This window comes from Lichenicola cladoniae (assembly GCF_013201075.1).
In the GTDB taxonomy this organism is placed as follows: Bacteria; Pseudomonadota; Alphaproteobacteria; order Acetobacterales; family Acetobacteraceae; genus Lichenicola; species Lichenicola cladoniae.
Genome location: NZ_CP053708.1, coordinates 634,495 through 660,004 on the forward strand (window position 1 = coordinate 634,495; position 25,510 = coordinate 660,004).

A 25,510-nucleotide genomic window follows, 5' to 3' on the forward strand; every position below is an offset into this window, starting at 1 on the left:
CGGCTCGTCGGTCGGGACGAGCGTCGGCGGGAACAGGGAGAACCTGGCCGCAAGGCCGGTTCATGGAATTTGATAATCGTGCCGTCGCGGCAGCCCCGGTCGCAAATCATACGGACTGCGTTATCGGGAGGGCGCTCGGCTGAGCCACGCTAGATCGGATGGCGCAGCATATGGAGTATAGAACGATACTATACCGAAACGGGTCCAGACGTCAAGAATTCAGCTTCGACGATTAGAACGGCATCAGGCCCAGGTCGAACGCACGGTCGGTGAACCAGGCCATAGCGACCAGCGCGACGGCACCAGATAAGCCCGGCATGATCCGGCGCGGGTAGATCATGGTGTTGCGCAATGCAAAGCCGATCGGCAGCACGACCGCGGCAATGGTGACCTGCGCTGCCTCGAGACCAAGGTTGAACGAGACAAGCGCAAAGCCAAGTGCCACCGGCGGCAACGCAAGCGGACCCAGAGCCGTCGCGAATCCAAGGCCATGCACCAAGCCGAACAGAAAGGCCAATGGCCAGCGGCGACCGGGAATGACGTGGAAGATGTTGTCGGACGCGGTGATCAGGATCGTGAGCGCGATGCCGGCCTCACTGAAGCGCTCCGGAACGCTGACGATGTGAAGCACCGACAAGGTAAGTGTGGTGCCGTGCGCCAGCGTGAAGGCACTCAGTACCTTGACGGATTCCAGGAACATCCCGCGAAAGCTCGATACCGGAAGAAGACTGGCTTGTATTCCGTGACTATTCTCGCGACGACGGAACATCGCCGGCACCAGCAACATGGTCACGAAGAGCATGTGATCTATGCCGGTCAGGAGATGATGGATACCCATCACAAAGAACGTCCGCACCGTCTGTCCGTAGCCTGGCAGAATGTCGAAACGTGCTTCCGGATGATCCGGGGACAGCGCCGCCGCGTGCGGGATGCCAGAGACGACCACGTTCAGCAGCCCGCGATGCATCGGATCGAGATCGAACATCAGCCCGTATCGAACCTCGACACTGCTCGGCCGGTGACGGCAGTCAGCCACGAAGCGCAGCACCGCGTAGCCGCCCCCGCCCAGCTGGTCCGCGAGCAGGGTGATCGGGCCCGTGGTGCACGTTGTCCGGTCGGCGGTGAGTGTCAGGCGTGGCATGGAATAAGCGATGACAGCGTCACGTTTCTGACGAAGCTCGCCCCAGGTGATCGCCCCGTTGCCGTTCGCATCGAGGCCGATCGCGTAATCGAGGTCGCGCAGGGCAATCGACCACTGAACATCCATTGCCTGATCGTGGACGTTGATCCTTAGATAGGAACTGCTGGCACTATGCGCACCAGCCTGCGCGATTGATCCGACGATGGCGACCAGCGCCAGAAGAATGCGACGCATCATGCTTTGCCCCTCCTGGCTTTGCTGGCTGCCTGCGCCGCCAGCGTGTTCAGCCTGATATCCTCGACGCCGTTGTCACGCAGCCATGCTTGCACCGGGCCGGCGGCCTCGGGCCGATGAGCTGCAATGGCCGTTTCCAGCAAGATCCGCGCGTCGGCAGGCTCGCGCTGTACGGTCCAGTTCGCCTTCGCGAGCTCGAGCGCCGCCGGGGCCTGATGCTGGAGGACCAGCATGAAACGTGCCTCCTCCCGGCGATGCACTGTATCCCCACGCAGCCGGCTTGCCTCGAAGCGTGTGGCCAATTCCGCCACCGAGCCTGCAAGGCGAGCGTCGCCGGCGGCCTGTTCCGCGATCGCCAGCCGCAACAGCAATGGATCGATCCGTGTGTAATCAGCCAGCAGGTGGATGACGTCTTGTGGTCGGCCATGATCGAGCAACCAGTCGCTCCAAGCGCCGAGCACGTACGGATCACTGTTGTCGACAGCCAGCGCCTGTTCGAAGTACCGCTCGGCCGAGGGGTCGCCGATACGATCTGCTGTTTCCGCCTGCATCGAGAGTGCCCACACCGCCACGGCGGGCTGCCGACGCGCTTCCAACGCGTTCTGTGCCAGCGAAATACCGACAGCATGCAACGCGAGAGGCGCACGTCCCACGAGCGACATCACCGACGCGGTGCAGACGTCCGGCACCAGGCCCAGCATACCGATCGCGACCTGGCCGCAATCATGCAGGGCGGCCGGATAGTTGGCCTGGGCGTGATGCACGGCTGCAAGCGTCAGCCACCCCTGCGCCATACCGGGCCTAGCGGCAACGACACGCTCGAGTGCTTCGATGCTGCCGGCAAAATCATGGTTACTCTGCATGATGACGGCATGCAGCAGCCGTGCTTCAGGCGGTGTGCGGTCCGCCTCTTCCGGCCATGGGGCGAGAGCGGCCTCGGCACGGCCGAGAAAGCGCGGATCGCCAAGCCTGCGCGACTGGTCGATATCGAGACGGGCAACTTTCAGGGCCAGCTCGAGATCGTGCCGATCGAGAGCGAGCGTACTGTTCAGCTTCCGCAGCGCAAGACTCGATTTGTCGTGAATACCCGGAACTTGTTCAAGGACTACACTGTCACCCGAGGGAATTCGGGGTTCTGCGTATGCCGGAGCCATGCCCGGAATGGCGAACGCGAAGAGAAGTGATCGCACATACCGACGCACGCAGCGTCGTCGACGATACGCAATCGCTTGCGTATCGTCGGACAGCCGTTGTTCGCACTGCGAGGTCAGGCTGGCACCCATCATGCGAGCATCTCCACCTGGTCTTCGGGCGCTATAGGCGTTCGGTCGGGTTACTCATGGATCGGCTGGTGCGAATCCGACAGCGGCGGCTTCACGTAGGGGAACACGTTCAGATAGTGCGTATCATCGGTGTAGGCGCCGTCGGTAAGGTCGAGAAGTCCAGCCGGCGCGTCGCTCGGCTTGCCATAGAGGCCGAGAGCATAAAGCCTGCCTTCCGCAACCCGAAGCGTGATATCCACCACGTCGTCACCAGGGCGGCGCCCGTTCGGATAGCCTGCCTTGTCGCCGCCTATGACGCCGAGCCGGTTCTGCGAACCATAGGGGGTTACGGGAATGCTGGTGTTCAGGCGCATTTCTTCCGATGGCGTCGTCAGATGAGCCGGTGCATTGATGCCGGATATGCCGGTGAGGAACACCGCGACGAGATCGGTCCGCGGGATTTTCGTCGGTGCCTTTACGTCCGGAAACAATGCCTGGATCAGGGCCGGTACAGTCGGATTGGTGACATAGGTCGCAAACTGCGCATCGTTCTTCGGCACGGACATGTTGAACGTGTCCTTGTCCTTGAGGCCGATCACCAGTTCGTTGACCAACGGGTTCGCCAGGCGGGATACCTGCTTGTAGTGAATATCATTATTGTTCCCGGAGCCGAGATAGGAGGTCGTCCAGGCGCCGATAACCGGGTCGTTCCCATTTGTCAGGCAAGCGCTCCTGATCTCCCAGACGATCGAGGTGACGTTCTTGCCGGCCAGATCATCCTGTGCCGAGGCGGCATACTGTTCGCCCACCGGATGTTTGTAGTTGGCCAGATCGAAGGTCTCGCCCAGATTGACAACGAACGGGTCCTTGCGCTGGCCCACGAATACCCGGCCGGTCCCGCAACCTGGAACAATGACATCGTGGGTAAAGGCGGCGGCGTAGGCAGGATAGTCAGGGATCGACTTGTCGCCGATGCGGTCGACCGGCTTCTGGAAATTCGACTGGCCCGATTTGTCCTTCAGCAGCGTTTCCGAAGGTCCGTTGGCGCCATAGGTGACTAGGGTCAGGACTCATTGTGGGAGCCAGAACGTAATGGTTGCTGCGATGCAGATTGCCGAGAAGAAGGTGTGGGCGCATCGGTCGTAGCGGGTGGCAATCCGTCGCCAGTCCTTGAGGCGACCGAAGGTATTTTCGATGCGATGGCGCTGACGATACAGGATCTTGTCGTAGGCGGGAGGGGCCTTCCGGTTCCTTGTTGGCGGAATACAGGGCTCAATACCGCGCTCTCGCAGACCATTCCGGAACTTGTCGCTGTCATACCCACGATCGCCAAGCAGTTCACGCGCGGCGGGGAGCGCTGGAAGCAGGAGAGCGGCACCCTTGTGATCGTTCATCTGGCCCTCCGTCAGCATCATGATGACCGGGCGGCCCTCGCCGTCGCAGACGGCGTGCAGCTTGGAGTTCAAGCCGCCTTTTGTGCGTCCGATGCAGCGCGGAGCAGCCCCTTTTTAAGCAGGCTCGCGGCCGTTCGGTGTGCCTTGAGATGCGTGCTGTCGATCATCAGGCGCTCAGGCACGCCTGCCTTGGCGGCCAGGGCTGCGAAGATCCGGTCGAATACGCCGAGGCGGCTCCACCGGATGAACCGGTTGTAGAGGGTCTTGTGCGGCCCGTATCCCGCTGGGGCGTCCTTCCACTGAAGCCCGTTGCGGATCACGTAGACGATCCCGCTGACGACGCGACGGTCGTCCACGCGCGCAAGCCCCCGGGGGCGCGGGAAATGTGGCGAGAGCCGGTTCATCTGAGCGATGGAAAGCAGGATCAAACGGGACATCGGACACCTCCAATCCCCTATGAATCACACTGCATCGAGCCGCGTAAAGGGTCCTGAACCTAGTGAGATCGTGTAGATCTCGCCGACATTCTGCGCGCTGTCATCGCTTGCTGTAATCTGGCCTGCGTTGATCAACGCAATTGCCACGTTCTTGCCGCCGACCGGAACGGTGATGTTGCGCACGACCGGGTAGAACCTGAACCGGAACGCATAGGCAGGTGTGCCCGTACCAGTCTGGTCAAGGTTGATGTCGTAGTATCCATTATGTTCCATATCGTAGAAGTTCGGGCCGCCGCCCGGATCCTGCAGGGGAACATAGTCCGCGATCATAGTTACATAGTCGGCCCGGCCTTTTTCATAACTCCGGAACAGATAGAAGTCGGATGCGTCGAGACGCGGCATGCCGGCAATCATCGGCGCTTCCCGATGGCTCGATGCTTCGGCCGGCATTCGGATCATGGTCGCCATGGACAGGGCAGTGGCTGCAAGGAGGATGTATCTCATCAAGACGCTCCGCACACGGGTTTGTCCGGCATTTGCCGTGCGGCGCAACTTCGTGCGACGCGTCCCCTATTCGCGGCAGCCGATGGTCTGGATGCAGGAAATATGGAATCTTCGTAATGTGTCACGGGCTAGTGATTGTCGGGTCGTTTTTTGGAAGGAGCAGCTGCGGCTCTGCGATAGTCGGGAAGCGACGCTTCGGCGGAACTGCGAGATGAGGTTGTCGGACTCCGACGTCCTGTGGCTCTTCGACGAGGACGTGCCGACACAGGAGGAATGATCGCGCAGGAGCCGACTGCGGACCGAACAGCCCGGGCCGTGCGTGAAACCCTGCCTTTATCCGGCAGGGTTTCTTTACTCTCGCCTTTGCTGAGACGAGGCTTCTGCCTCAAAGCATCGGCGCGCCACCCGTGACCGGGATCAGGGCGCCCGTCATGTAGCTTCCCTGTGCGGAGGCGAGCAGGACGTAAGCCGGCGCCAGTTCCGCCGGCTGGCCCGGGCGGCCCAGGACGGTATCCTTGCCCAGCGCCTCGAGCGCCTCCGGATCCTTGGCGATCGGCTGGATCGGCGTCCAGACCGGGCCGGGAGCGACGCAGTTCACCCGGATGCCCTGCGGTGCCAGCAGGTTGGACAATGCGATGGTCAGGCTGGCGATCGCGCCCTTGGTCGCGGCATAGACCAGCATGGTCTTGCTCGCGGTCTTGGTCTGCACGCTGGTGGAGTTCACGATCGCCGAGCCCGGCTTCATGTGCGGAACAGCGGCCTGGCACAGATAGTACATGGCGAAGACGTTGGTGCGGAAGGATTCGTCGATCTGCGCCGAGGTGACGTCCGAGAGCTCCTTGTTGACCGTCTGGTGGGCAGCGTTGTTGACCAGGATGTCGATCGCGCCAAGCCGGGCGACGGTCTGCGCCACCAGCTCATGGCAGTGCGCCTCGTCCTGGATGTCGCCGGGCAGCAGCAGGGCACGCCGACCGGCCTTCTCGATCCAGCGCGCGGTGTCCTCCGCGTCGGACTGCTCGACCGGCAGGTAGGAGATCGCGACGTCGGCACCCTCGCGGGCATATGCGATGGCGACGGCCCGGCCGATCCCGGAGTCACCACCCGTGATAAGTGCGACGCGGCCGACGAGCAGACCCTTGCCGACATAGGTCTCCTCACCGTGGTCGGGCGGTGGATCCATCTTCGAGGTCAGGCCAGGGGCGGGCTGCTGCTGGTCGCCGGACGAGGGTGAATGCGCACCGGCAGCTCTGGGGTCGGCAATGGTATCGTCGGGGGTCATGGCGCTCCGTAGGGGCTGCGGGCGGCGAATGTCGGGCAACGCCTCCCGGTGATCCTGCGCGCTGCAACGGCTCGGTGCCGGCCGGGATGCAGCCGGGAGAAGGCTTCACCAGTTTTTGCTATAGGCGGCCGAGCCGAACTGACTCAGGGTCCATGGCTGCGCGGCGACGACCGGACACAAGGCCTGCACCCGCCGCAGCGCCGCGTATCGAGCTCCATGTCCAGGACAAGCCCTTGCCCAGCCAGCCAGACAACACCTCCGATATCCAGGCTGCCTTGTACGAGGCGCGTGACGAGGTTGGCCGCCTGCGTCAGCACGGCGCGTCGGACCTCGAGATCGCCCGGTCCGCGATTGCCGATTTCCTGCGTCACCTCCCGTCCCATGTGTTCGAGGAGGCCAACCACCACACGGGTGAACCGCTGAACCATGCGCTGGCGCACGCGGTCGAGGCTGTCGCTCTGGATGACGATCAAGGCGTGGTCGGGTAGCGACCGCACCCCTGCCGTGTGCAGCTTGGCGACGTCCTGGCTCTCCCCGGCGACCGGGATGAGCTAGGCTGCACTATGACAGTCTACAAACCGATCCTGACAGTCGGCCTTCTGCTTTGCCTCGGGGGCTGCGGCCTGTTCGCAGCTCCATGTCGCATCGCCTCGGCCGGGCTCGATATCATTCCGGTCGCCGGGCATGTCCTGGCGACGCCGACCAACGGGTGCGCGGCGGCGATCGATCCATAGGAATCGTATCGATCGGTCGCGACCTTCCTGGTCAAGCACGCGGCCGTTCCGGGCGAACATCAACGCCGGCAGTGAAGACCACGCACGCGCCGCGTCAAATGGCGGGATGCGGTGTCATTCCGGCAGGATCGGAATTATCCGGCGTCCAGGCTGCCGTCGATGACCGGAGCGCCGACGCGCCGGATCATCAATGTTCGAACTGCTTTGCCGTCACGGTTCCGGTGCGACCGGAGAAATGCTTGATGACGTAGTTCGACAAGGCCGCCAGCTCCTCGTGGGTGTAGGCGCCTGTGAAGCCGTGCATGAACATCAGACCCTGGTCGGTCTGCAGTTCCGACCCATGCTCCAGCGTCTGCACGATATTGGTGCCGGCCGGATCGCCGAGACTATGGTCACCGCTCAGCGCCGCCCACGACGATTGCCGGCCGGTGCCATCGGGCAGATGGCATCCGGCACAGGCCTGGGCGAATATATGCGCGCCCAGTGCATCGTCGGTCGATGCGTCGGCGTGCAACGAGACCGGAACGACTGCCGGTCCGTCTGCTCTCGCCGGCACGTCACGCAGATAGGTGACCATTGCGTGCAGGTCGTCGTCCGTCATGTAGCGGAGGCTGTTCTGCACCGCCTCCGCCATCGGTCCGGATGCCGGCCCATGCCCCGGTGCCTGGCCTTCGTGCAGATACTGGACCAGCTGGTCGTCGCTCCAGCTGCCGATGCCATGGGTCTTGTCGCTGGTGAGGTTGTAGGCGAGCCAACCCACCTGTTCCGCGCCGGCGAGCTGGCGGCTGCTCAATCCCTGCATGAAATTGCGTAGCGTGTGGCACTGCGCGCAGTGGCCAAGCGCCTCGACCAGGTAAGCGCCCCGGTTCCAGGCATCGGACTTGCCGTCGACCGGCTGGAAACGGTGGTTCGGGTTGTTCAGCATGTTCCAGCCGATCATCAGCCAGCGCTGGTTGAACGGGAAGTTCATCCGGTTGGCCGGCATGGCCGCGTCGATCGGCGGCAGCGAGAACAGATAGGCCTTGATCGCCAACGCGTCGGCGCGGGTCATCAGGGTGTACGAGTTGTACGGCATGGCCGGATACAAATGCCTGCCGCCGCGGCCGATGCCATGATGCAGCATCTCCACCCACTCGTCGTCGGTATAGCGCCCGATCCCGACATCGCGGTCGGGCGTGATGTTGGCCGAAAACAGGACGCCGAACGGCAGGTCGAACTCACGGCCGCCGGTCCAGGCCTGCCGTCCCGGCGCCGAATGGCAGGCCGCACAATCGGCGGCCCGGGTCAGGTATTCGCCACGCTGGAGCAGGGTCTGCTCGGCCGCATGAGCGACGGGAACGCCGCCGGCCAGCAGGGCCAGCAGCGGAAGAAGTACGCGACGCATCACTCTCTAAGCCTCGTTCAGCTGGCCGGTCGCGAACGGGATGCGCCTGAGCCGCCGTCCGGTGGCGGCGAAGATCGCATTGGCCAGGGCAGGTGCCGCGGCGACCGTGCCGGTCTCGCCGATGCCGCCGATCGAGCCGGTCGGGTTGTGCACGATGTGCACGTCGATCGCCGGTGCCTCGTTGATCCGCATCATCCGGTAGTCATGGAAGTTCGATTGCTGGACACGACCTTTTTCGATGGTGATCTCGTTGTAGAGTGCCGCGGTCAGGCCGAATATGATCCCGCCCTGCACCTGCGCCTTGACCGTGTCGGGATTGACCACCGGGCCGCAATCGAGCGCCACGGTGACGCGCTTGACCTGCACCTCGCCCTTCGCGGTGACGACAACCTCAGCGACGGTGGCCATGATGGTGCCGAACGCGACCTGCAGCGCGACCCCGCGTCCGCTGCCGGTGGGGAGTGCAGAACCCCAGCCGGATTTCTCGACCGCAAGATCGAGCACTGCGCGCGTCCGATGATCGTCCGCCGGCAACAGGGCGCGGCGGAACTCTACCGGATCCTTCGAGGCCAGGGCGGCAAGTTCGTCGATCACGCTCTCGACCACGAACACGTTGTGCGTCGGGCCGACGCCCCGCCACCACAGCGTGGTCACCTCGTTCGGCTCGTGCCGCACGTATTCGGTTTTCTGTGCCGGAAACCGGTAGGGCGTCTCGGTCGCACCCTCGACCGCGTCCGGATCGAGCTTGCCGTCCATCTTCATGCCCGGCGGTGCCCAGCGCGCCATCACCGACGAGCCGGTCACACGATGCGACCATCCGGTCACCTTGCCATCCGCATCCAGCCCGGCCGAGATCCGGTCGTAATAGTAGGGCCGATACAGATCGTGCTGGATGTCCTCCTCGCGGGTCCAGATCAGCTTGACCGGATAGCTCACATGCCGGGCGATCCGCGCCGCCTGCGTGATGCTGTCCACGTCCAGCCGGCGCCCGAACGCACCGCCGATGATCTGGCTGTGCACCTTCACGGTCCCGATCGGCAGGCCGGTCTCCTTGGCCACGGTCGCCTGGGCGCGCACCGGAACCTGCGTGCCGACCCAGACGTCGGCGCCGTCCGGCCGCACATGCAGCGTGGTGTTGATCGGCTCCATCGGCGCATGCGCCAGGAACGGCAGCTGATAGACTACGTCCAGCTTCTTGACGGACGCGCCGATGACCGACGCTACATCGCCCTCGTCCTTGGCAACCACGCCCTCGGTCTTGGAGGCCGTGTCGAGCCGCTCGATCACCAGCTTCATGCCGGTCGCGGCGTTCGGCCCCTCGTCCCATTGCGCGGCGGCAGCCTGCAGTCCCTGCTTGGCCGCCCACATGTGGTCGCCGATCACCGCGATCACGTCGTCGAGCGCCACTACGTCGCGCACGCCCTTGACCGCACGCGCCGCTGCCTCGTTGAACGATTTAAGCTTGCCGCCCTTCACCGGGCAGGCGCTCACCGTGCCGATGCCCATGCCGGGGATCTTGACGTCGATGCCGTAAATGGCGGTGCCGTCCACCTTGGGCGGCGTGTCGAGCCGGCGCGGCGCGGTGCCGATCAGCTTGAACGCAGACTGTTCCTTAATCGGCACGTCCGTCGGCACCGGTAGCAGTGCGGCCGCATCGACCAGCGCGCCGTAACCCAGCGTCCGGCCGGACGCCGCATGCGTCACCACCGCCCGCGATGCCGAGCATGATCCAGGATCGACGCTCCACTGCTGTGCCGCCGCCTGGATCAGCAAGGTGCGGCCGACCGCGCCCGCTTCACGCAGGCGCTTCCAGTCGCCACGGATCGACGCGGAGCCGCCGGTCGCCTGCTCGCCCAGCAACGGGTCGGTGTAGGCGCTGGCATCGGGTGGGGCTGCCATCGGCGTGACCTGATCGAGCCCGACCTCGAGTTCCTCGGCGATCAGCATGCAGGCGGAGGTCCATATCCCCTGTCCGAATTCCGCATTTGGCATGATCAGCGTGACCAGGCCCTGGCGATCGATGCGGATGAAGGCGTTCGGCGCGAAACCCTCCGCGACTGTCGCCGGCACGGTCGTGGCCGCCCCGGCAACGCCGGGGGAGAAACCGGGCAGGCGCAGGCCGAGCATCAGGCCGCCCGCGGCGAGCCCGGTCTGGATGACGACCCGGCGCGACAGCATGGCGTTCATCCGGGCTGACCCACGGCAGCACCGGCCTCGGCCGCCTGATGGATCGCCTCCCGGATGCGGACGTAGGTGCCGCAGCGACAGATATTGCCGGACATCGCCTGGTCGATCTCGGCATCCGTCGGGCTGGGCGTCACATCCAGCAGCGCAGTCGCCGACATGATCTGTCCGGACTGGCAGTAGCCGCACTGCACCACTTCGGACGCCAGCCACGCCTGCTGCACCTTGGCACCGGTCGGCGTCTGGCCGATTGCCTCGATGGTCGTCACCGGCTGCGCGCCGACCTGTCCGATTGGATAGAGGCAGGAACGAACCGGTTTGCCTGAGACGTGAACCGTACAAGCGCCGCACTGGGCAATGCCGCAGCCGAACTTGGTGCCGGACAACCCGATCACGTCCCGGATGACCCACAACAACGGCATGTCTTCCGTGACGTCGACCTGATGGGAAGCGCCATTGACCGTTACAGTAATCATTTCAGAGTGGTTCCCGTATCGGAATGGCATCGAGACGATAGAGCGAATTATAACAGAGATCAAACCTGAGAGATCGTTATATCCGGACGAAGCTTACGGTCTGGCGGAGCTGGTAGATTTGATGGTGATCGAGACGACACGCCGGAACTAAATTGTTCCGATGGTGACATTGAACTGCAGGAAAATAAAATATCTAAAAAAGTATGCACGCGAAAAATCCGATGTGAACCAGGAGAAAACCACAAAATCGATAAAGCTGTTCGGGCAGAGCAGGATCGACTCGAAGAAGCGAGCGGGAGCGATCAGGTAGGTTTCATCACGGTTGAGGCTCGATCAGGCTTGATCGCAGTCAAAGCCATGAGTTTCGTTCGTCAGCCGCTTCACCGAAGCCATCATGTCAAGATACCCGAGCCGCCGTCGGTGCGATCGAATACTCGTGCGATGCAGGTTTTGCTGGAAGACGATCGGTTGAGCGTTCCTGGCTCCAAAACTCTTGTAGAATGAGTCGCCACTATCCTGAGACGTAGCAAACGGCATGATGATTTTCATGAAGGGCCGTGGCGGGTGGAGGCGCGATCCTGCGCGCCTCCCGAGGCGTCTATCGGGCAAGCGCCCGCAGCAGCGTTTTCGCCGCGGGTCCTGACGAAGCAGGGTTCTGACCAGTGATCAGAAGGCCATCGATAACAACATAGGAGCCCCAGTCCACACCTTTGGAGTAGAGGCCGCCTTTGGCCTTGAGTTCGTCCTCGACCAGGAAGGGTACCACCTTGGTCAGGCCGACGCCCTCTTCCTCGGTATTCGTGAACCCGGTGACCTTCCTGCCCTCGACCAGGGGCTTGCCGTCCGGGGTCCTTGCATGACGGAGGACGCCGGGTGCGTGGCAGACCAGCGCAACAGGCTTGCCGGCGCCAAGGAACGATTCGATCAGCGCGATCGAGTTCCGGTCCTCTGCAAGATCCCACATCGGACCGTGCCCGCCCGGATAGAACACCGTGTCGAAGTCCGCCTGGGACACGCTATCGAGGCGCACCGTCGCCGCAAGTTGGACATTGGCTGCCGCGTCGGCTTCGAAGCGCCGGGTCAGGTCGGTCTGGAACGATGGTTCGGCGCTTTTGGGATCGAGCGGCGGCTGGCCGCCCTTCGGCGAGGCCATTACGATCTCCACGCCGGCATCCTTGAACACGTAGTAGGGTGCCGCGAGTTCCTCGAGCCAGAACCCGGTCTTGCGCCCGGTGTCGCCGAGCTGATCGTGGGACGTCAGGACCATCAGGATCTTCATGTTATGGTTCCTATAGCAGCGAGTTATTGACAGAGTAGACCGGTCGGCTAACGGCAGGGGACACGTCGCTCAATTCGCCGAGCAATGCAGCTTCCTGATTACAGAGGAAGATGGAGGATCTGGCGGGTCGTTGTCAGCGCCGTCGCAAACGGTTGGCGATCGCGACCGATCTTGACCATGACGCTGGCTCCCAGCCAGAGCTGATAGAGGCTTTGGGCGACGCCATCGGGATCCCCCTGGATCGATAGCGATCCCTCCGCGACACCGGTAGCGATCGCCGCACTCAGGCGACCGATGATCCCGGAGGTGCCCCGCTTCATCGTCAGGCGCATGGCTTCGGACAGGTCTGCGACTTCGGCCCCCAGCTTTACGGCAAGACACCGGCCCTGGCAGTCGAGGAAGGATTGCGCGTCCTGCCATTGCTGCCAGTAGTTCATCAGGCGTTGCGCCATGGTCAGTCCAGGCTGGCCGAGCGTCTCGTCGATCTCGGACAGGTAGTTCTCGAAATAGCTGGCGAGCACGGCTTCGCCGAACGCGTCTTTCGAGCCGAAATAGTGGTAGAACGAGCCCTTCGGCACTCCGGCCGCCACCAGGATCTCGGTGAGGCCGACAGCGGAAAAGCCCTTGGCGGCCATCAGTCGCTGACCGGTTGCCAGGATGCCCTGCCGAACGTCGACGGTGTTCTGCTGAAGGAGGGGTGGTGGGCTCATGACCGCTGTAGAGCACGGAATAGACCGGTCGTCTAGGATAGGACGGAGGACTAGTGCGTGTAGATAGCCCGACGGCTTGAGCCGTGTCGGGATGCTCCTTCGAGGCCCCGATCCCGTCAAGACGATCGACGAGACTGGAAACGCCCGGTAGTTCATTGTTTTGATTGGTGCCGACACTCGGAATTGAACCGAGGACCTACTGATTACGAATCAGTTGCTCTACCCCTGAGCTATGTCGGCAGCTTGGCGCCGTATACAAAACCCTGGGCTCCACTGCAACATGCCGCCTCACCGCTCCGTCCTGCGTTGTCAGTCTGCTTTTCGGTTGGCCTCCATCCTGGCGGCCGACCTTTGTCCTGTTCGAGGCGATACGACCGCATGACGACCGACACCTCTCCGCCCGCTCACGGCGCGCCAACCAACCCGGCTCCGGGTGCGCCAAAACGACGCGGACTGGGGCGACGCCTGCCGAAAGGGTTCAAGTTCGGCGTCGCCAAGACGAAGCGGCCCTCACTGCGGCTGCACGTGCTGGACGGCCTGTCGGAGTGCCCGAGCTGCGGCTTCTTCCAGCAGGTTCCGCGTCTTCAGCCGGGCCAAGTGGCCGACTGCAAGCGATGCCACGGGCAGATCGGCCGACGCCGGACCAATCCACCCGTCTCTACGCCGCTTGCCTTCTGCTTGGCTTCGGCGGTCCTCTATTTCGTCGCCATCACCCACTCCCTGCTCACCTTCGACCTCTACGGCCGCACCCGGACGGTCTCGCTGCTGACCGGGCCGGGCGAGCTATGGCGCGAGGGCTGGGGACCGGTAGGCGTCCTGGTGCTTCTGGCGACCGTCGTCATACCGCCGATCGTGATCGGGCTGATGCTCGCGATTCTGACCGCCGCATCGCGTCCGAAGCTGCCGCGCTGGGCGCCCGGACTGATGCGGCGCTACGAGCGGCTGCGTCCCTGGTCGATGATCGAGGTCTATATGCTCGGGGTGTTCGTCGCCTACACCAAGCTGATCGACCTCGCCCATATCGAGGTCGGCGTTGCCGTCTATGCGCTGGCGGGCCTGATGCTGACGATGGCGGCGACGGACTCGACGCTGGATGTCGAGCGGGTGTGGCACAAGCGGCCGGTCGCCCGCTTTGCCCGTCGCGCGGATGGTACCCGGGTGATCATTTCGACCGTGGATGCTTCCGAAATGGTATTGCCGCCGGCGCGACGGATCGTCAGCTGCACATCGTGCGGCCTGGTCTGCGCCGCCGATTACGACATCCCGCAGGAGCGCGTGCTCGGAAACTGCCCGCGGTGCCAGGCGAAGGTACGGCGTCGCAAGCCGCAGGGCGTGCTCCGCTGCATGCTGTTGACCGGCTCTGCGGTGATCCTCTACATCCCGGCGAATCTGTACCCTGTGATGACCATCATCCAGGTTGGCCGTGGCGGCGGCCACACCATTCTCGCCGGCGTGCGCGAGCTGTATGAAGCCCACATGCTGCCACTGGCACTTCTAGTGTTCTTTGCCAGCATCACCGTGCCGGTCCTGAAGATCGTCGGTCTCACGATGATGGCCTGGTGCACCTGGCGTGGGTCCGCCACCCGCCTGATCGATCGGGGTCGGCTGTTCCGGATCATCGACGCGATCGGCCGCTGGTCGATGATCGACGTGTTCATGATATCGATCCTGGTGGCGATCGTGCATCTCGGCCGGCTTGCCAACATCAGCGCCGAGCCCGGTGTCTTCGCGTTTGCCTCCGTGGTCGTGCTGACCATATTCGCCGCCGACTGCTTCGACCCGCGCCTGATGTGGGATGCAGCCGGCATGAACGGTGTCCTGCTGGCAAAGAATGCCACGGGACCGAAGACAACGCAGGGCGGCGGACGACAGTCCGTCCTCCCCTCCGCAACGGAGTCTGTCGGCGCGTGAGTGGACAACATGAACAGCCGGACCGGCCGAGCCCTTCGTCAGGAACGCACGACGACCAGGTCTCCGAAGCGACCGTTCGGCCGGCGCGATTCTCCCTGATCTGGCTCATCCCGATCGTGGTACTGGCGATCGCCGCCTATCTCGGCTGGCAGACGCTGTCTCGGCGTGGCCCGGAAATCACGCTGGAGTTCCAGACCGCGGACGGGCTGACCGCCGGCCAGACGCAGGTCAAGGAAAAGGCGGTGGCCCTTGGGACCGTAGAGAGCATTCGGCTCTCGAACGACCTCAAGCGTGTCGAGATCGGGGTGCGCATGAACGCACAGGCGGCACCGTTCCTGACCAGCAACGCACAGTTCTGGGTGGTTCGGCCACGTCTGAGCGGTGCCAGCGTCTCGGGTCTCGATACACTGGTCTCGGGTGCCTACATCGCGGTCGATCCCGGGATGCCCGGCGGCAAACCGCAGGACCATTTCAAGGGTCTCGAATCACCGCCGGGCGTTCGCTCGGACGAGCCGGGCCGGACCTATACCCTCACCACCGGAAGCATCGGCTCGATCAGCCAGGGTGCGCCGGTCTTCTTCCGCGATGTCGTGGTCGGGGAGGTGCTCGGGTACACCATGCCGCCGGGCGGACGCGGGCTGATCCCGGTCCAGGTGTTCGTGCGCGAGCCGTTCGACCATTATCTTCGCAACGATACCCGGTTCTGGAACGTCTCCGGCATCCGGGCGGACTTCTCCGGTGGCGGACTGCACATCCAGTTCGAGTCGTTGCAGGCGGTGCTGTCCGGCGGTGTCGCCTTCGGACTGCCGGAGCAACGGCGGGACAAGGAAGTGGCCGAGGCGCCCGACAAGGCGGTGTTCAAGCTTTATGACAGCCAGGAAGATGCCGATACCGCCGGCTACCGCGAAAGGCTGACCATGGTCAGCTACTTCAAGAGCTCGGTGAAAGGCCTGACACCCGGAAGCCCGGTCAACATGTTCGGCCTTCAGGTCGGCAACGTGACCCATGTGAAGCTGCAGCTCGATCCTCAGACCGGCAACGCGCAGGTGCGGGTGGAAATGGAGATCCAGCCGGAGCGCGTGTTCACCGACGACGAGATCAGTCACGGCTCGATGGTGGACGTGACCCAGGCCCTGGTGAACCGTGGGCTACGTGCGGAAACCGATAGCGGCAATCTTCTGACCGGATCGACCGTGATCTCGTTCGGTTTCGTGCCGAATGCCAAGCCCGAGAAGATCATGATGGAGGGCCGCGCGATCATCCTCCCGAGCAAATCCGGCGGCTTCAACGGGATCGTGGACTCGCTCTCGACGGTCGCCAGCAAGATCGCCGCGATGCCGCTCGAGCAGATCGGCGACAACCTGAACAACCTGCTGGCTCACACCGACAGCACGGTTAACGGGCCGGAACTGAAGCAGGCCCTGCAGCAGCTGACCGGAACGTTGAAGCACGTTCAGGATCTGGCGCAGCACGCGGACCAGGGGCTGACGCCGCTGATGCAGAAGCTGCCAGGCATTTCGAACGACCTGCAGCAGGCAGTCAGCCATGCCAACTCCGTGCTGGCTTCCTATGGCGGCAATTCCGATTTCCACCGGAGCCTGCAGCAGACGCTCGACCAGCTGAACGAGACCGCGCGGTCGATCCGCCTGCTGGTCGATTACCTCAGTCGCCACCCCTCCTCGCTGCTGCTTGGCCGAGGCAAACCATGAGGCAGTCATCAATGACCGACACCGGCTATCGGGCAGGCAGGAGCGGGACGCGGCTGGTCGCGGTGATCGGAACCCTGGGAGCGCTGTTGCTGGCCGGATGCGGCTCGTCCGAGCCGAGCTACTACACGCTCAGCCCATGGCCCGGCGTGGCTCAGCCGGGTGGGCCGCTGACGGTCAAGGTGCGCTCGCCGACCATCGCGGCGTATCTCGACCGTGACTACATCGTGCGCAACGATCGCGGGTACAAGCTGAAGCTTGCCGACGATGCCGCCTGGGGCGAGCCGCTCGCGGACATGATTGGGCGGACGCTGGCGCTCGATCTGCAGCAGCGTCTGCCGGGCAGCAACGTCTTCACCCAGACCGGCGCGATCTCGACCGAGGCGCAGGCCACGGTCGAGCTCGATATCTCGCAGTTCGCGGAAGACCATGATGGTCGCGCCGAAGTCACCGCGACCCTGTCGGTCCAGCGATCGGATAGCGGGCCATCGTCCGCACGGGTGATCCACGTCGTCGCGACGCCGGATGGGCCTGCCATAGCGCAGCTTGCGGCTTCGTTGAGCCAGTTGCTGGGTCAGGTGGCGGATGAGGCTGCACGGGAAGCACGGGCGATCGGTCCGGTGCCGGTCGCGCCGCAATCGTCGGGGCAGACGCCGCTGGCGCCCCCGGGCAGCTAGATCAGCGACCCGGCCGGGTCGCTGTCAGCGGTGTCCTAGACCTTTTCGACCTGGCTGTATTCGAGGTCGACCGGGGTGGATCGTCCGAAGATCGAGACACTGACCTTCAGGCGGCCCTTCTCCTCGTCGACGTCCTCGACGGTGCCGTTGAAACTGGTGAACGGGCCATCGGCCACCCGGACCTGCTCGCCGATTTCGAACAGGATGGACGGGCGCGGGCGCTCCACACCTTCCTGGGTCTGTTTCATGATCCGGTCCGCCTCGGAATCCGAGATCGGGGTCGGACGGGTCTTGCTGCCGAGGAAGCCGGTCACCTTGGGGGTGTCCTTGACCAGATGCCAGGCATCGTCGGTCAGTTCCATCTTCACCAGTACATAGCCGGGGAAGAACTTTCGCTCGGAGTTGACCTTCTGGCCGCGCCTGACTTCGACGACGTCCTCAGACGGGACGAGCACCTCGTCAATGTGATCGGCCAAGCCCTTCTGCAGGGCCTGCTCCTTGATCTGCTGGGCGATCTTCTTCTCGAAGCCCGAATAGACGTGGACGACGTACCAGCGCTTCGTCATGACCGCTTCCTAGAACTCCAATTTCCGGCCGACCGGGTCAGCTGCCGAGGCCGAACAATGACCTGACGCCCAACCCGATGACCTGGTCGACGACAAAGAAGAAAATCGCCGTCAACGCTGCCATCGCTACCACGAGGCCGGTGGTGATCAACGTGGTGCGTCGCGTCGGCCAGGTGACCTTGGTCACCTCGGAGCGTACCTCGCGCACGAACTTTGCAGGACTGACAGCCACGCCGCACCTTTTTGAAACCGACTGGCCGAGCCGAAAGCGGCACCGACTTCGTCTTAACCGACCCCGCTTACACCAAGCTGGCAGGCGGCTGGCAGGGGCGGAGGGTCTCGAACCCGCAACCTCCGGTTTTGGAGACCGGCGCTCTAGCCAATTGAGCTACACCCCTGCAGCGCCGCCGCCATCACGTCCGACCAGAGACATTTCGGCCCCTGATCTTCCGCACGGTGAACCCGGCGCAGTGGGCGTAAAGAAGGCGTGGCGACCGAGAAGTCAAGAGCCGGCGATCGAACCATGGTCGCGCGCTCTCGAGCGCGCCGGGACTTGCCGACCCCGGTCCGAAGGCGCTAACAGATCGCAGCACGCGAGCGCCAGGCGGGCGTAGCATAGTGGTAATGCAGTAGCCTTCCAAGCTACCGAGGAGGGTTCGATTCCCTCCGCCCGCTCCATCGCCGGCTTCCATCAGATCATGAATCGAATGTGGCTGGGCTTTGCCATGCTGGTCAGCGGCAGATTGCGGCGATCCGGGATGGTGGAAGGGGTTTCACCTGCAACCATACTCGCCACAGTTCGCACCCATCCGTCAAATCTGGTAAAACAGAGCGATTGCAACGGGGTTACGGTCGCCTCCGTTCGCACCAATCCGGAAGCGTCCGGACCCTCGGTGTGGGCTGGCGTGCGGGCCGGATCCGTTCGAAGGACGGAAGGGCGGTCGTTGCCAAAGCTGAACAACTTTTCGATGAAAAAGCTGACCCTGCCGGGGCGCTATGGAGACGGTAACGGCTTGTGGTTGCAGGTCCGGGACGCTCACCACCGGTCCTGGTTGCTCCGCTACAAGTTCGAAGGACGAGCCCGCCAAATGGGGCTCGGACCGGTTGAGCTTGTCACGCTCGCCGAGGCCCGTGAGGCGGGGCTAGAAGCGCGCAAGCTGGTCTTCAAGGGAATAGACCCTATCGACCATCGGAAGGCTGCCAAGGTCGCTAAGCTGGAGGTGCAGGCGGTCTTCACGTTCCAGCAGGTGGCCGAGCGCTATATCGCTGCGCACGAGGCCGGCTGGCGGAACGAGAAGCATCGCTACCAATGGGGCGCGACGCTCAAGAACCTCTGCTACCCGGTCCTCGGCGACAAGCCGGTCGACCAGATCGACACCGGCCTCGTGATGCGCATCCTGGATGGGCTTTGGCAGGAGAAGCCTGAGACCGCTACCCGGGTCCGCGGTCGGATCGAGAGCATCCTCGACTATGCCAAGGCACGGGGATGGCGGGCAGGGGAAAACCCTGCACGATGGAAAGGCCACCTTGAGAACCTGCTCCCGAAACGGAGCAAGGTGGCCAAGGTGAAGCACCACGCGGCCCTGCCTTGGCTAGAGATGGGTTCGTTCATGGAGAAGGTACGCTCTGCCGAGGCCGTCTCTGCCTGGGCTCTCGAGTTCACCATCCTGACCGCTGCGAGAACAGGCGAGACGATTGGAGCCCGATGGTCGGAGATCGACGTCAACGCCGGAAGCTGGACGATCCCGGCCGAGCGGATGAAGGCAGGGCAGGAGCATCGCGTTCCCCTGTCCGGCCGGGCGATCGAGCTGCTGGAACAGGTCACGCCGTTCCGGACGTCCGACGCATCGTTCGTCTTTCCAGGGGCCCGAGTCGCGACCGGGTTGTCTCAGATGGCGTTGATCATGACCCTGCGCCGGCTTGGCCACGGTCACATCACCGTGCACGGCTTCCGATCGACGTTCCGCGACTGGGCGGCCGAGTCGACCAACTACCCACGAGAGGTCGCCGAGGCCGCGCTGGCCCATACCCTCCGCGACAGGGTCGAGGCGGCGTATCGGCGCAGCGACCTGTTCGATAAGCGCAGGCAGCTGCTGAGCGAGTGGGAGGCGTTCTGCGCACGGCCGGCGCGGATGACCGGCGATGTTGTGCCGATGAGGGCGGCGTCATGAGCGACCAACCAGCGGTTTACGTACCGCAAGGACATATCGCCCTCCGGGAAGCGCTCGCCCGAGCTGCCGAAATCATTCGCCCGGCGATCGATATCCGCGCCGTCCTATCTGGCTCTGGTGAATGGTGGAGAGAGGGGTTCGACCAGCTAAGAGACTTCGCGACGCTTGATCTCGAAGATGATGCCGCAAGGACATCCAATGAAGATGAAGCAGCTGCAAGTTGGGTAATCGGAGTTGTTCGAGACCAGCTTCGCTTTTGCTTAGCTGAAGGACATATCACGTCTGTTGGGCAACGAGCTGATGGACGGCTGGATCCGGTTCCGCAGGAGTTTTGGCGAACAGACGCTGGCGGCCGGGCAATTTTGTCTCCGATGCCGTTTGACGGCTTCACTCGGGTCTTCCTGACCGACAAGGTGTTTGCAAAATGGGTGGGAGACGTGCCGCATTGGTTTGAACAACAGAAAATAGTCGAGAAAGTCGATCAATCGGGCGACGTATCTCCCGAAACCTATTCTTTACCGTCAATGGCGCTGCCGCGAAAGCGAGCTCAATGCAAAGCTTTGCTGGCTAGGAATATGACCGCAAAGAACGCTGTCGTCGAAGCTGGGAAAGAGTTCGCCCGCCCGCATGTGGAAGCAAAGCTTGGCTTTGCTGTGTCCAACCCGGTTTACGACGAGGCATGGGGCGAGGCTGCTGAAGAGACAGGCCGCGAAACGCTCAAATCTGGAGGCCGAAAATCGAATTCGACGATGGCTGCGGCTAAATCGGCCACCCTAATCGATTAGCTTTTCTGAACAAAGAAATCGCCCAGGGATTTTTTCCCCGCAGAGCTCGCGCCATCCTCCACCTCAGTTCTTAACGAACGAGGACAAACAAATGCAGACCAACACACCTGACCCGAAGCCGCTGCTCGTCAACTGCCAGACCGCTCAGCACTTGCTCGGCGTTCGGAACACTAAGTTCTGGGCATTGGTGAAGGCCGGCGCGGTCGAGACCGTAAAGCTCGGAGATCGCACCATGGTTCGCTACGCCAGCCTCGAGAGACTCGCCGAACCGAAAGCCGCCTGAAGAAACAGCCCGCCCCGTGACCGAGGCAGGCTGCCAAACATGTCTTCCAACGCCCTCGCAAGCAGGAAGATAGTGGCGCCATCGGTCCGGAGCAACATGAAAGTTGCCCGACGTGCACACAAATACTGCTCATAGACCGCGCCAGGAGGCGTGCGTCTTCTTACTGCCTCAGATGCCCAACCTCGACGGTGAGCCACGTTGTGCGCTCGTGCTGCCGAACCGGCTGCCGACCCTGCACCGGAACCTGACTGCAGCGCTTGCGGCAATGCAGGAGGCGATACCATGAGTGCGCTTCCTCGCCCGCCGTTGCACGGGTTCCACTTATATCCGCTGCCATTGCCCAGACTGCCGTGGGTGGCGGCCGAGCTGGATCGGATCGCCAAGCAGATCGAGCGGAATGGCTTGAAGTTGACCGCTCAAAAAATGCGGGAGCGAGCCGATGCGGTAAGACGCGATTGGAGAGGCCGGGTATGAGCTGGACCTCCGACATCCAAGGCATCCAGGACGAAGCTGGCCAGCGCTGCGCGGTTGAGCCCGATGACATTCACGCCAAGGCCATGGAGGCGATGAGACGGATCTGGCCTGATGCTAGGCCGATCGTGATCAACTCGCAGCATGCAGCGGGGTATGCATGAACGCGATCGGGATACCGCTGATCACCAGTGCCCTCGAACTCGGGCTGGCCGTGTTTCCGTGCGGCGCGAATAAGAAACCGGCGATCGGCAAGAAGGAAGGTGGTCGGGGCTTCCATGACGCGTCGCGTGACCACGCAGAGATTGAGCGGATGTTCGGACGCCACAACGCCAGACTGATCGGCGTTCCGACAGGCGAGGTGTCTGGCTGGGACGTGCTTGACCTGGACTACCGACACGGTGCCAAGGCGTTTGAGGATGCTAACGCGCATCGTATGCCAGAAACCAGAGTCCACGAGACGCAGAGCGGCGGCCGGCATCTCGTGTTTCTCCATGCGCCGGGTGTACGAAACTCGGCAAGCGAGATCGCACCCGGTGTCGACGTCCGCGGATCCGGCGGATACATCATCATGCCGCCGTCGCCAGGCTACCGGATCGTCAGCGACGCAGACCCGGTGCACTGGCCGACGTGGTTGCTTGAGTTGGTGCTGCCGGCGCCGGTCGTCGAGCGGCCCCGGGCAATATCGGCGCAGATTGCGCCGATATTCGTGTCATCGAAGCGGATCGAGAAGCTGATCGGCATCGCGCTCGGCAAGGTGCGGCAGGCTCCCGACGGCGCGAAGCACTACACGCTGCGCAACCAAGCAATCTGCCTTGGCGGCTTGCAGCACCTCGGCGATTTCAGCGACAGCGATGCGCTCACGTGGCTGATGGATGCGTTGCCCGACAGTGCCAAGGATCGGCGCGCGGCCGAGCAAACGGCGAAATGGGGCTTGGAGACGGGCAAGGCACGGCCATTCGAGCTCGAGGACCGGCCGTTGCCAGGACGCCCAACAGCAGTCAGCTCATCCGACGGCAACGCGGGTGAGGAACCGCCTCCGTTTGGAGAGGCCGAGCACGACCAAGAAGATGTTGAGCCACCCGAGCCAACGCCGCACCAGGGTATGGATAGTCAAGCCGGCTCCGACGCGATCGAAGCAGCTGTCGACGAGATGAACGCGCGCTACATGGTCGTCAATGAAGCCGGCAAGGCGGTGATCTACCAGCCCGACTTCGATCCGGTCCTGCACCGCCGTTACTTCAACCGCTTGGCTTTTGAGGATCTGAACCGGCTCTATCTCAACCGGCAGGTGCAGGTCGGTGTCGACGAAAAAGGTCGGCCGCTCTTCAAGACAGCCTCTCACATCTGGCAACGCCATCATCGCCGCCGCCAGTATATCGACGGGATCCGCTTCGATCCATCGGGCCGGGATCTCCCAGCCGGCGTGCTGAACCTCTGGGAAGGCTTTGCGGTCACCCCGGCAACCGGCGACTGGTCGCTACTGCGCAAGCACATGCTGACGATCATCTGCGACGGTGACCGGGTGCGCTTCAACTACCTGCTGGGCTGGATGGCGCGCATGGTGCAGCGCCCGGCAGAGCAGGGCGAGGTCGCTATCGTCATGCGCGGCGGCGAAGGGACCGGAAAAGGCACGCTCGCCAAGGCATTGCTCAAGATCATGGGGCAGCACGGCCTGGCTGTCAGCAACTTCGAAGCACCTGGTCGGCAATTTTAACGCCCACCTGCGCGACGCCATCCTGCTGTTCGTCGACGAGGCGTTCTTCGCCGGTGATCGGGCGCATGTCGGTGTGCTCAAGTCGCTCATCACCGAACCCTATCTGACCGTCGAGGCCAAGTTCCAGAACGCGATCCAGAGCCCGAACTACTTGCACGTCATGATGGCGAGCAACGAGGAATGGGTGGTGCCAGCCTCGCAGGACGCGCGCCGCTTCTTCGTGCTGGAGGTGTCCGAGAAGATGAAGAACGACCACGCCTACTTCGGCGCCATCGCCGCACAGATGGAAGCCGGCGGATATGAAGCCATGTTGCACGACTTGCTGGCGCTCGACCTGACCGGGTTCAACGTGCGCGCCGTGCCCGTCACTGAGGGCTTGCAGCGGCAGCGGAAGCTGAGCCTGCCGACGACCGAAGCATGGTGGCAGGACTGCCTCGACCGGGGATACGTCTTCCGCTCCAAGCTTGGCCTCGAGGCGGTCTTCGGCACATGGCACGAAGAGGTCAGTACTGAGATCCTGTTCGCCAGTTACCTCGACTTTGCGGAGCATCGGCGAGAGCGGCAGATCCTGAGCCGGGAGATGCTGGGACGCTTCATGAAGAAGATGGGCGGCAAGGCGAAACGGCTTAGCTATGCGCCGGTCGGGGAACACCTGACCGATGAAACGAGCGCTTATGGCAGCACGACCCGGAAGGCCAAGCCTGTCGAGCATCCCCGACCGCCGGGGTATTCGCTTGGCGGGATCAGCCTATCACGAGCCGATTTCGCCAAGAAAACAGGCCTGAATATTGAATGGAGCGACCCGGATGGGGCTTAATCGCGTCAGGGTTAAAGACCTGACCAGGGTGCTTCGATCTTCTCTGACGCGGAAAGATGTAGTTCCAGTCTACGTCCGTCAGGGTTTCCAGGGTTTCCAGGGTTGAAAAACGCAAGTCGCCAGAACTTTTCCCCCAGGCCGATTTTCGGCCGAGCGTAGTGGCTCCCCAGGGATTATTCTTCTACCTTTTCAAATAACCCTGACAACCCTGCCTACCCTGGCAGCATATTGAAATTGCAGTGGAATATCGCGGCAGGGTTCCAACCCCTGACCGAACGTAACCCTGACACCCTGACATATCGGGGCGTTATACCGTTATTTGGAAAGACGTAGGCCAAATAACCAGCGCCAGAAGAAAATCCGGCCACGCTGCGAATACTTCCAACAAAACCTGAACCGACGATCGCAGAGCCGTGCGTCCGATAATGTGGGCTGACGCGTGTGCTATCCGGTGCATGCTCCCCGCAGCCAGACGCAGCCTACACTTTCGGCGGACGCGTGCTCCGTCGAACAAACTTTTTTCTGTGTCATGACCGCCCGACAGTGTCCGCTGTTATTCTCTGTAGTTCGCAGTCATACGCTACTGTCCGAGTAAAACATCGGACTATATTATTGAAGTCCAGATACACACGAATTATAGTCCGTATATGCGTAGGATCGGACCGCATTCTTCTGCCGTTGCACTGGCGAAACTCGATGGCCGCACGCGCCAGGGGCGACTGCTCCGCGACATACGCGCGGATCTCGTAAAGCACGTCGGCGGAAGCCCGAGCGCGACCGAACGCATTCTGATTGACCAGGCGGCGCAGCTGCGCCTGCGCCTCGCACTAATGGACGCTGAAGATGCTGGTGTTTTGAGTGAGCGCAACGCACGCGAGTATCTGAGCTGGTCGAGCGCGTTGGGCAGGATGCTGCGTCAGTTAGGGCTAAAGGCCGCAGCCAAGCCGGCCCCGAGCCTCGATGACCTCATGACCCGGCTCACCCCTTCCCGCGGCATCGCCGCATGACCGAAAGCTATCGGATCGTCGTGCTCGATGAAGCAATGGGTCGGCGCTGCAGAGCGCAAGCCAAGCTTGGACTCGCGTTCGATGCCGCCTGGTTCCGTGTCGAACCCATCACCAAAGATTCCACCCCAAAACCGAAGGTAACCACAATGGACCAGGACCTTTTCGTGCAGCTGCTTGCATTCCTGACTGACAACTTCAAACCGACCCCCGACCAGCTTCGGGAGTTCGTCGAGATGTGCGGCATGCAGATGCCGGCCGAGCAAGCCGCCGCGCCTGCCCTCGCTGCTGACGGAAGCCTGCGTCGCCTCCCGCGCGCATCCACCAGTGCACAGATCGCCACTCGCGCCACGCGCTTCCCGAATGCAGGCCGGTTGGGCTGAG

At 63.0% G+C, this 25,510-nt stretch carries 27 protein-coding genes and 3 tRNA genes; 15 read left to right on the forward strand and 15 right to left on the reverse strand.

The window, feature by feature from the left end:
• Positions 1-232 precede the first annotated feature (232 nt).
• From HN018_RS02710 to HN018_RS02730, 5 genes are all read right to left on the reverse strand, one after another.
• Entirely contained in the window at positions 233-1,378 is a 1,146-nt protein-coding gene (locus tag HN018_RS02710; protein WP_171836832.1) for a HupE/UreJ family protein, read from the reverse strand.
• The gene (locus tag HN018_RS02715; protein WP_171836833.1) at positions 1,375-2,661 is read right to left on the reverse strand and encodes a tetratricopeptide repeat protein; all 1,287 of its coding nucleotides are present in this window, start codon (positions 2,659-2,661) and stop codon (positions 1,375-1,377) included. Before HN018_RS02715 ends, HN018_RS02710 begins: the two co-directional genes overlap by 4 nt.
• A 47-nt stretch (positions 2,662-2,708) precedes the next feature.
• A complete protein-coding gene (locus tag HN018_RS02720) occupies positions 2,709-3,704 on the reverse strand; it encodes a DUF4331 domain-containing protein (RefSeq protein ID WP_171836846.1) in 996 nt (331 codons plus the stop codon).
• Between the two features lie 3 nt (positions 3,705-3,707).
• Positions 3,708-4,468, reverse strand: a protein-coding gene (locus HN018_RS02725; protein WP_239478966.1) for an IS5 family transposase whose coding sequence is annotated in 2 segments (ribosomal slippage) — positions 3,708-4,135 and positions 4,135-4,468 — 762 coding nt in all. Because the reading frame shifts where the segments join, the coding sequence is not laid out codon by codon here.
• A 24-nt stretch (positions 4,469-4,492) separates the two neighbouring features.
• Positions 4,493-4,882, reverse strand: a complete 390-nt coding sequence (locus tag HN018_RS02730) for a DUF4331 family protein (RefSeq protein ID WP_171836490.1) — start codon at positions 4,880-4,882, stop codon at positions 4,493-4,495.
• Here HN018_RS02730 and HN018_RS02735 point away from each other — a divergent pair.
• Positions 4,869-5,249 carry a hypothetical protein gene (locus tag HN018_RS02735; protein ID WP_171836489.1) on the forward strand — a complete coding sequence of 127 codons (381 nt, stop codon included), beginning with the start codon at positions 4,869-4,871 and terminating at the stop codon, positions 5,247-5,249. The genes HN018_RS02730 and HN018_RS02735 overlap by 14 nt on opposite strands.
• A gap of 108 nt (positions 5,250-5,357) precedes the next feature.
• On the opposite strand, the gene HN018_RS02740 is transcribed toward HN018_RS02735, so the two are convergent.
• Positions 5,358-6,251: an SDR family oxidoreductase gene (locus tag HN018_RS02740; RefSeq protein WP_171836488.1), complete on the reverse strand. Its 894-nt coding sequence runs from the start codon at positions 6,249-6,251 to the stop codon at positions 5,358-5,360.
• A 233-nt stretch (positions 6,252-6,484) separates the two neighbouring features.
• Between HN018_RS02740 and HN018_RS02745 the strand changes: the two genes are divergently transcribed.
• Positions 6,485-6,739 carry a hypothetical protein gene (locus tag HN018_RS02745; protein ID WP_171836487.1) on the forward strand — a complete coding sequence of 85 codons (255 nt, stop codon included), beginning with the start codon at positions 6,485-6,487 and terminating at the stop codon, positions 6,737-6,739.
• 75 nt (positions 6,740-6,814) lie between these two features.
• Positions 6,815-6,985 (forward strand): DUF6726 family protein, encoded by a 171-nt coding sequence (locus HN018_RS02750; RefSeq protein ID WP_171836486.1) that lies wholly within the window; start codon positions 6,815-6,817, stop codon positions 6,983-6,985.
• A gap of 187 nt (positions 6,986-7,172) precedes the next feature.
• On the opposite strand, the gene HN018_RS02755 is transcribed toward HN018_RS02750, so the two are convergent.
• From HN018_RS02755 to HN018_RS02780, 6 genes are all read right to left on the reverse strand, one after another.
• A complete protein-coding gene (locus HN018_RS02755; RefSeq protein WP_171836500.1) occupies positions 7,173-8,369 on the reverse strand; it encodes a cytochrome c in 1,197 nt (398 codons plus the stop codon).
• Between the two features lie 6 nt (positions 8,370-8,375).
• Positions 8,376-10,556 (reverse strand): xanthine dehydrogenase family protein molybdopterin-binding subunit, encoded by a 2,181-nt coding sequence (locus tag HN018_RS02760; protein WP_171836485.1) that lies wholly within the window; start codon positions 10,554-10,556, stop codon positions 8,376-8,378.
• Entirely contained in the window at positions 10,553-11,029 is a 477-nt protein-coding gene (locus HN018_RS02765) for a (2Fe-2S)-binding protein (RefSeq protein ID WP_171836484.1), read from the reverse strand. The genes HN018_RS02760 and HN018_RS02765 overlap by 4 nt, the downstream gene beginning before the upstream one ends.
• A gap of 598 nt (positions 11,030-11,627) precedes the next feature.
• Complete coding sequence (locus HN018_RS02770; protein ID WP_171836483.1) at positions 11,628-12,308, reverse strand: type 1 glutamine amidotransferase domain-containing protein; 681 nt, start codon at positions 12,306-12,308, stop codon at positions 11,628-11,630.
• 98 nt (positions 12,309-12,406) lie between these two features.
• A complete protein-coding gene (locus tag HN018_RS02775; RefSeq protein WP_171836482.1) occupies positions 12,407-13,018 on the reverse strand; it encodes a TetR/AcrR family transcriptional regulator in 612 nt (203 codons plus the stop codon).
• Positions 13,019-13,183: 165 nt separating this feature from the next.
• Positions 13,184-13,258, reverse strand: a tRNA-Thr gene (locus tag HN018_RS02780).
• 138 nt (positions 13,259-13,396) lie between these two features.
• Between HN018_RS02780 and HN018_RS02785 the strand changes: the two genes are divergently transcribed.
• The 3 genes from HN018_RS02785 to HN018_RS02795 are packed head-to-tail and all read left to right on the forward strand — an operon-like array spanning position 13,397 to position 17,312.
• The gene (locus HN018_RS02785; RefSeq protein WP_171836481.1) at positions 13,397-14,929 is read left to right on the forward strand and encodes a paraquat-inducible protein A; all 1,533 of its coding nucleotides are present in this window, start codon (positions 13,397-13,399) and stop codon (positions 14,927-14,929) included.
• Complete coding sequence (locus HN018_RS02790; RefSeq protein ID WP_171836480.1) at positions 14,926-16,638, forward strand: PqiB family protein; 1,713 nt, start codon at positions 14,926-14,928, stop codon at positions 16,636-16,638. The genes HN018_RS02785 and HN018_RS02790 overlap by 4 nt, the downstream gene beginning before the upstream one ends.
• On the forward strand, positions 16,635-17,312 hold the full coding sequence (locus tag HN018_RS02795; RefSeq protein WP_171836479.1) for a PqiC family protein: 678 nt from the start codon (positions 16,635-16,637) through the stop codon (positions 17,310-17,312). Before HN018_RS02790 ends, HN018_RS02795 begins: the two co-directional genes overlap by 4 nt.
• 35 nt (positions 17,313-17,347) lie before the next feature.
• On the opposite strand, the gene nusG is transcribed toward HN018_RS02795, so the two are convergent.
• From nusG to HN018_RS02810, 3 genes are all read right to left on the reverse strand, one after another.
• Complete coding sequence (gene nusG, locus HN018_RS02800; protein WP_171836478.1) at positions 17,348-17,878, reverse strand: transcription termination/antitermination protein NusG; 531 nt, start codon at positions 17,876-17,878, stop codon at positions 17,348-17,350.
• A 37-nt stretch (positions 17,879-17,915) separates the two neighbouring features.
• Positions 17,916-18,110, reverse strand: coding sequence for a preprotein translocase subunit SecE (gene secE / locus HN018_RS02805; protein WP_171836477.1), 195 nt, complete (start codon positions 18,108-18,110; stop codon positions 17,916-17,918).
• Between the two features lie 89 nt (positions 18,111-18,199).
• Positions 18,200-18,276, reverse strand: a tRNA-Trp gene (locus HN018_RS02810).
• Positions 18,277-18,482: 206 nt separating this feature from the next.
• On the opposite strand from HN018_RS02810, the gene HN018_RS02815 reads away from it, so the two are divergent.
• The 9 genes from HN018_RS02815 (at position 18,483) to HN018_RS02855 (ending at position 25,509) form a co-directional block, all read left to right on the forward strand.
• Positions 18,483-18,556 (forward strand) — tRNA-Gly (locus tag HN018_RS02815).
• Positions 18,557-18,846: 290 nt separating this feature from the next.
• Positions 18,847-20,049: a tyrosine-type recombinase/integrase gene (locus tag HN018_RS02820; protein ID WP_171836476.1), complete on the forward strand. Its 1,203-nt coding sequence runs from the start codon at positions 18,847-18,849 to the stop codon at positions 20,047-20,049.
• A complete protein-coding gene (locus HN018_RS02825) occupies positions 20,046-20,834 on the forward strand; it encodes a hypothetical protein (protein ID WP_171836475.1) in 789 nt (262 codons plus the stop codon). Before HN018_RS02820 ends, HN018_RS02825 begins: the two co-directional genes overlap by 4 nt.
• Before the next feature lie 91 nt (positions 20,835-20,925).
• Positions 20,926-21,117, forward strand: coding sequence for an excisionase (locus HN018_RS02830; protein ID WP_171836474.1), 192 nt, complete (start codon positions 20,926-20,928; stop codon positions 21,115-21,117).
• Between the two features lie 470 nt (positions 21,118-21,587).
• Positions 21,588-21,752 carry a hypothetical protein gene (locus HN018_RS02835; RefSeq protein ID WP_171836473.1) on the forward strand — a complete coding sequence of 55 codons (165 nt, stop codon included), beginning with the start codon at positions 21,588-21,590 and terminating at the stop codon, positions 21,750-21,752.
• The gene (locus tag HN018_RS02840; RefSeq protein ID WP_171836472.1) at positions 21,749-23,305 is read left to right on the forward strand and encodes a bifunctional DNA primase/polymerase; all 1,557 of its coding nucleotides are present in this window, start codon (positions 21,749-21,751) and stop codon (positions 23,303-23,305) included. The genes HN018_RS02835 and HN018_RS02840 overlap by 4 nt, the downstream gene beginning before the upstream one ends.
• A gap of 25 nt (positions 23,306-23,330) precedes the next feature.
• Positions 23,331-24,122, forward strand: coding sequence for a primase-helicase family protein (locus HN018_RS02845; RefSeq protein WP_239479238.1), 792 nt, complete (start codon positions 23,331-23,333; stop codon positions 24,120-24,122).
• A 647-nt stretch (positions 24,123-24,769) separates the two neighbouring features.
• Positions 24,770-25,129, forward strand: a complete 360-nt coding sequence (locus HN018_RS02850) for a hypothetical protein (protein WP_171836470.1) — start codon at positions 24,770-24,772, stop codon at positions 25,127-25,129.
• Entirely contained in the window at positions 25,126-25,509 is a 384-nt protein-coding gene (locus HN018_RS02855; RefSeq protein WP_172443423.1) for a hypothetical protein, read from the forward strand. The genes HN018_RS02850 and HN018_RS02855 overlap by 4 nt, the downstream gene beginning before the upstream one ends.
• Position 25,510: the final 1 nt, after the last annotated feature.

Excerpts from the sequence above, each read along its gene's own strand:
- HN018_RS02755 (WP_171836500.1), bottom strand. The coding sequence starts at position 8,369 with ATGCGTCGCGTACTTCTTCCGCTGCTGGCCCTGCTGGCCGGCGGCGTT.
- HN018_RS02855 (WP_172443423.1), top strand. The coding sequence starts at position 25,126 with ATGACCGAAAGCTATCGGATCGTCGTGCTCGATGAAGCAATGGGTCGG.
- HN018_RS02760 (WP_171836485.1), bottom strand. The coding sequence starts at position 10,556 with ATGAACGCCATGCTGTCGCGCCGGGTCGTCATCCAGACCGGGCTCGCC.
- HN018_RS02750 (WP_171836486.1), top strand. The coding sequence starts at position 6,815 with ATGACAGTCTACAAACCGATCCTGACAGTCGGCCTTCTGCTTTGCCTC.
- HN018_RS02775 (WP_171836482.1), bottom strand. The coding sequence starts at position 13,018 with ATGAGCCCACCACCCCTCCTTCAGCAGAACACCGTCGACGTTCGGCAG.
- HN018_RS02730 (WP_171836490.1), bottom strand. The coding sequence starts at position 4,882 with ATGATTGCCGGCATGCCGCGTCTCGACGCATCCGACTTCTATCTGTTC.
- HN018_RS02770 (WP_171836483.1), bottom strand. The coding sequence starts at position 12,308 with ATGAAGATCCTGATGGTCCTGACGTCCCACGATCAGCTCGGCGACACC.
- HN018_RS02795 (WP_171836479.1), top strand. The coding sequence starts at position 16,635 with ATGAGGCAGTCATCAATGACCGACACCGGCTATCGGGCAGGCAGGAGC.
- HN018_RS02740 (WP_171836488.1), bottom strand. The coding sequence starts at position 6,251 with ATGACCCCCGACGATACCATTGCCGACCCCAGAGCTGCCGGTGCGCAT.
- HN018_RS02715 (WP_171836833.1), bottom strand. The coding sequence starts at position 2,661 with ATGATGGGTGCCAGCCTGACCTCGCAGTGCGAACAACGGCTGTCCGAC.
- HN018_RS02710 (WP_171836832.1), bottom strand. The coding sequence starts at position 1,378 with ATGATGCGTCGCATTCTTCTGGCGCTGGTCGCCATCGTCGGATCAATC.
- HN018_RS02850 (WP_171836470.1), top strand. The coding sequence starts at position 24,770 with ATGCGTAGGATCGGACCGCATTCTTCTGCCGTTGCACTGGCGAAACTC.
- nusG (WP_171836478.1), bottom strand. The coding sequence starts at position 17,878 with ATGACGAAGCGCTGGTACGTCGTCCACGTCTATTCGGGCTTCGAGAAG.
- HN018_RS02765 (WP_171836484.1), bottom strand. The coding sequence starts at position 11,029 with ATGATTACTGTAACGGTCAATGGCGCTTCCCATCAGGTCGACGTCACG.
- HN018_RS02785 (WP_171836481.1), top strand. The coding sequence starts at position 13,397 with ATGACGACCGACACCTCTCCGCCCGCTCACGGCGCGCCAACCAACCCG.
- HN018_RS02835 (WP_171836473.1), top strand. The coding sequence starts at position 21,588 with ATGAGCTGGACCTCCGACATCCAAGGCATCCAGGACGAAGCTGGCCAG.
- HN018_RS02735 (WP_171836489.1), top strand. The coding sequence starts at position 4,869 with ATGCCGGCAATCATCGGCGCTTCCCGATGGCTCGATGCTTCGGCCGGC.
- HN018_RS02830 (WP_171836474.1), top strand. The coding sequence starts at position 20,926 with ATGCAGACCAACACACCTGACCCGAAGCCGCTGCTCGTCAACTGCCAG.
- HN018_RS02820 (WP_171836476.1), top strand. The coding sequence starts at position 18,847 with ATGAAAAAGCTGACCCTGCCGGGGCGCTATGGAGACGGTAACGGCTTG.
- HN018_RS02825 (WP_171836475.1), top strand. The coding sequence starts at position 20,046 with ATGAGCGACCAACCAGCGGTTTACGTACCGCAAGGACATATCGCCCTC.
- HN018_RS02840 (WP_171836472.1), top strand. The coding sequence starts at position 21,749 with ATGAACGCGATCGGGATACCGCTGATCACCAGTGCCCTCGAACTCGGG.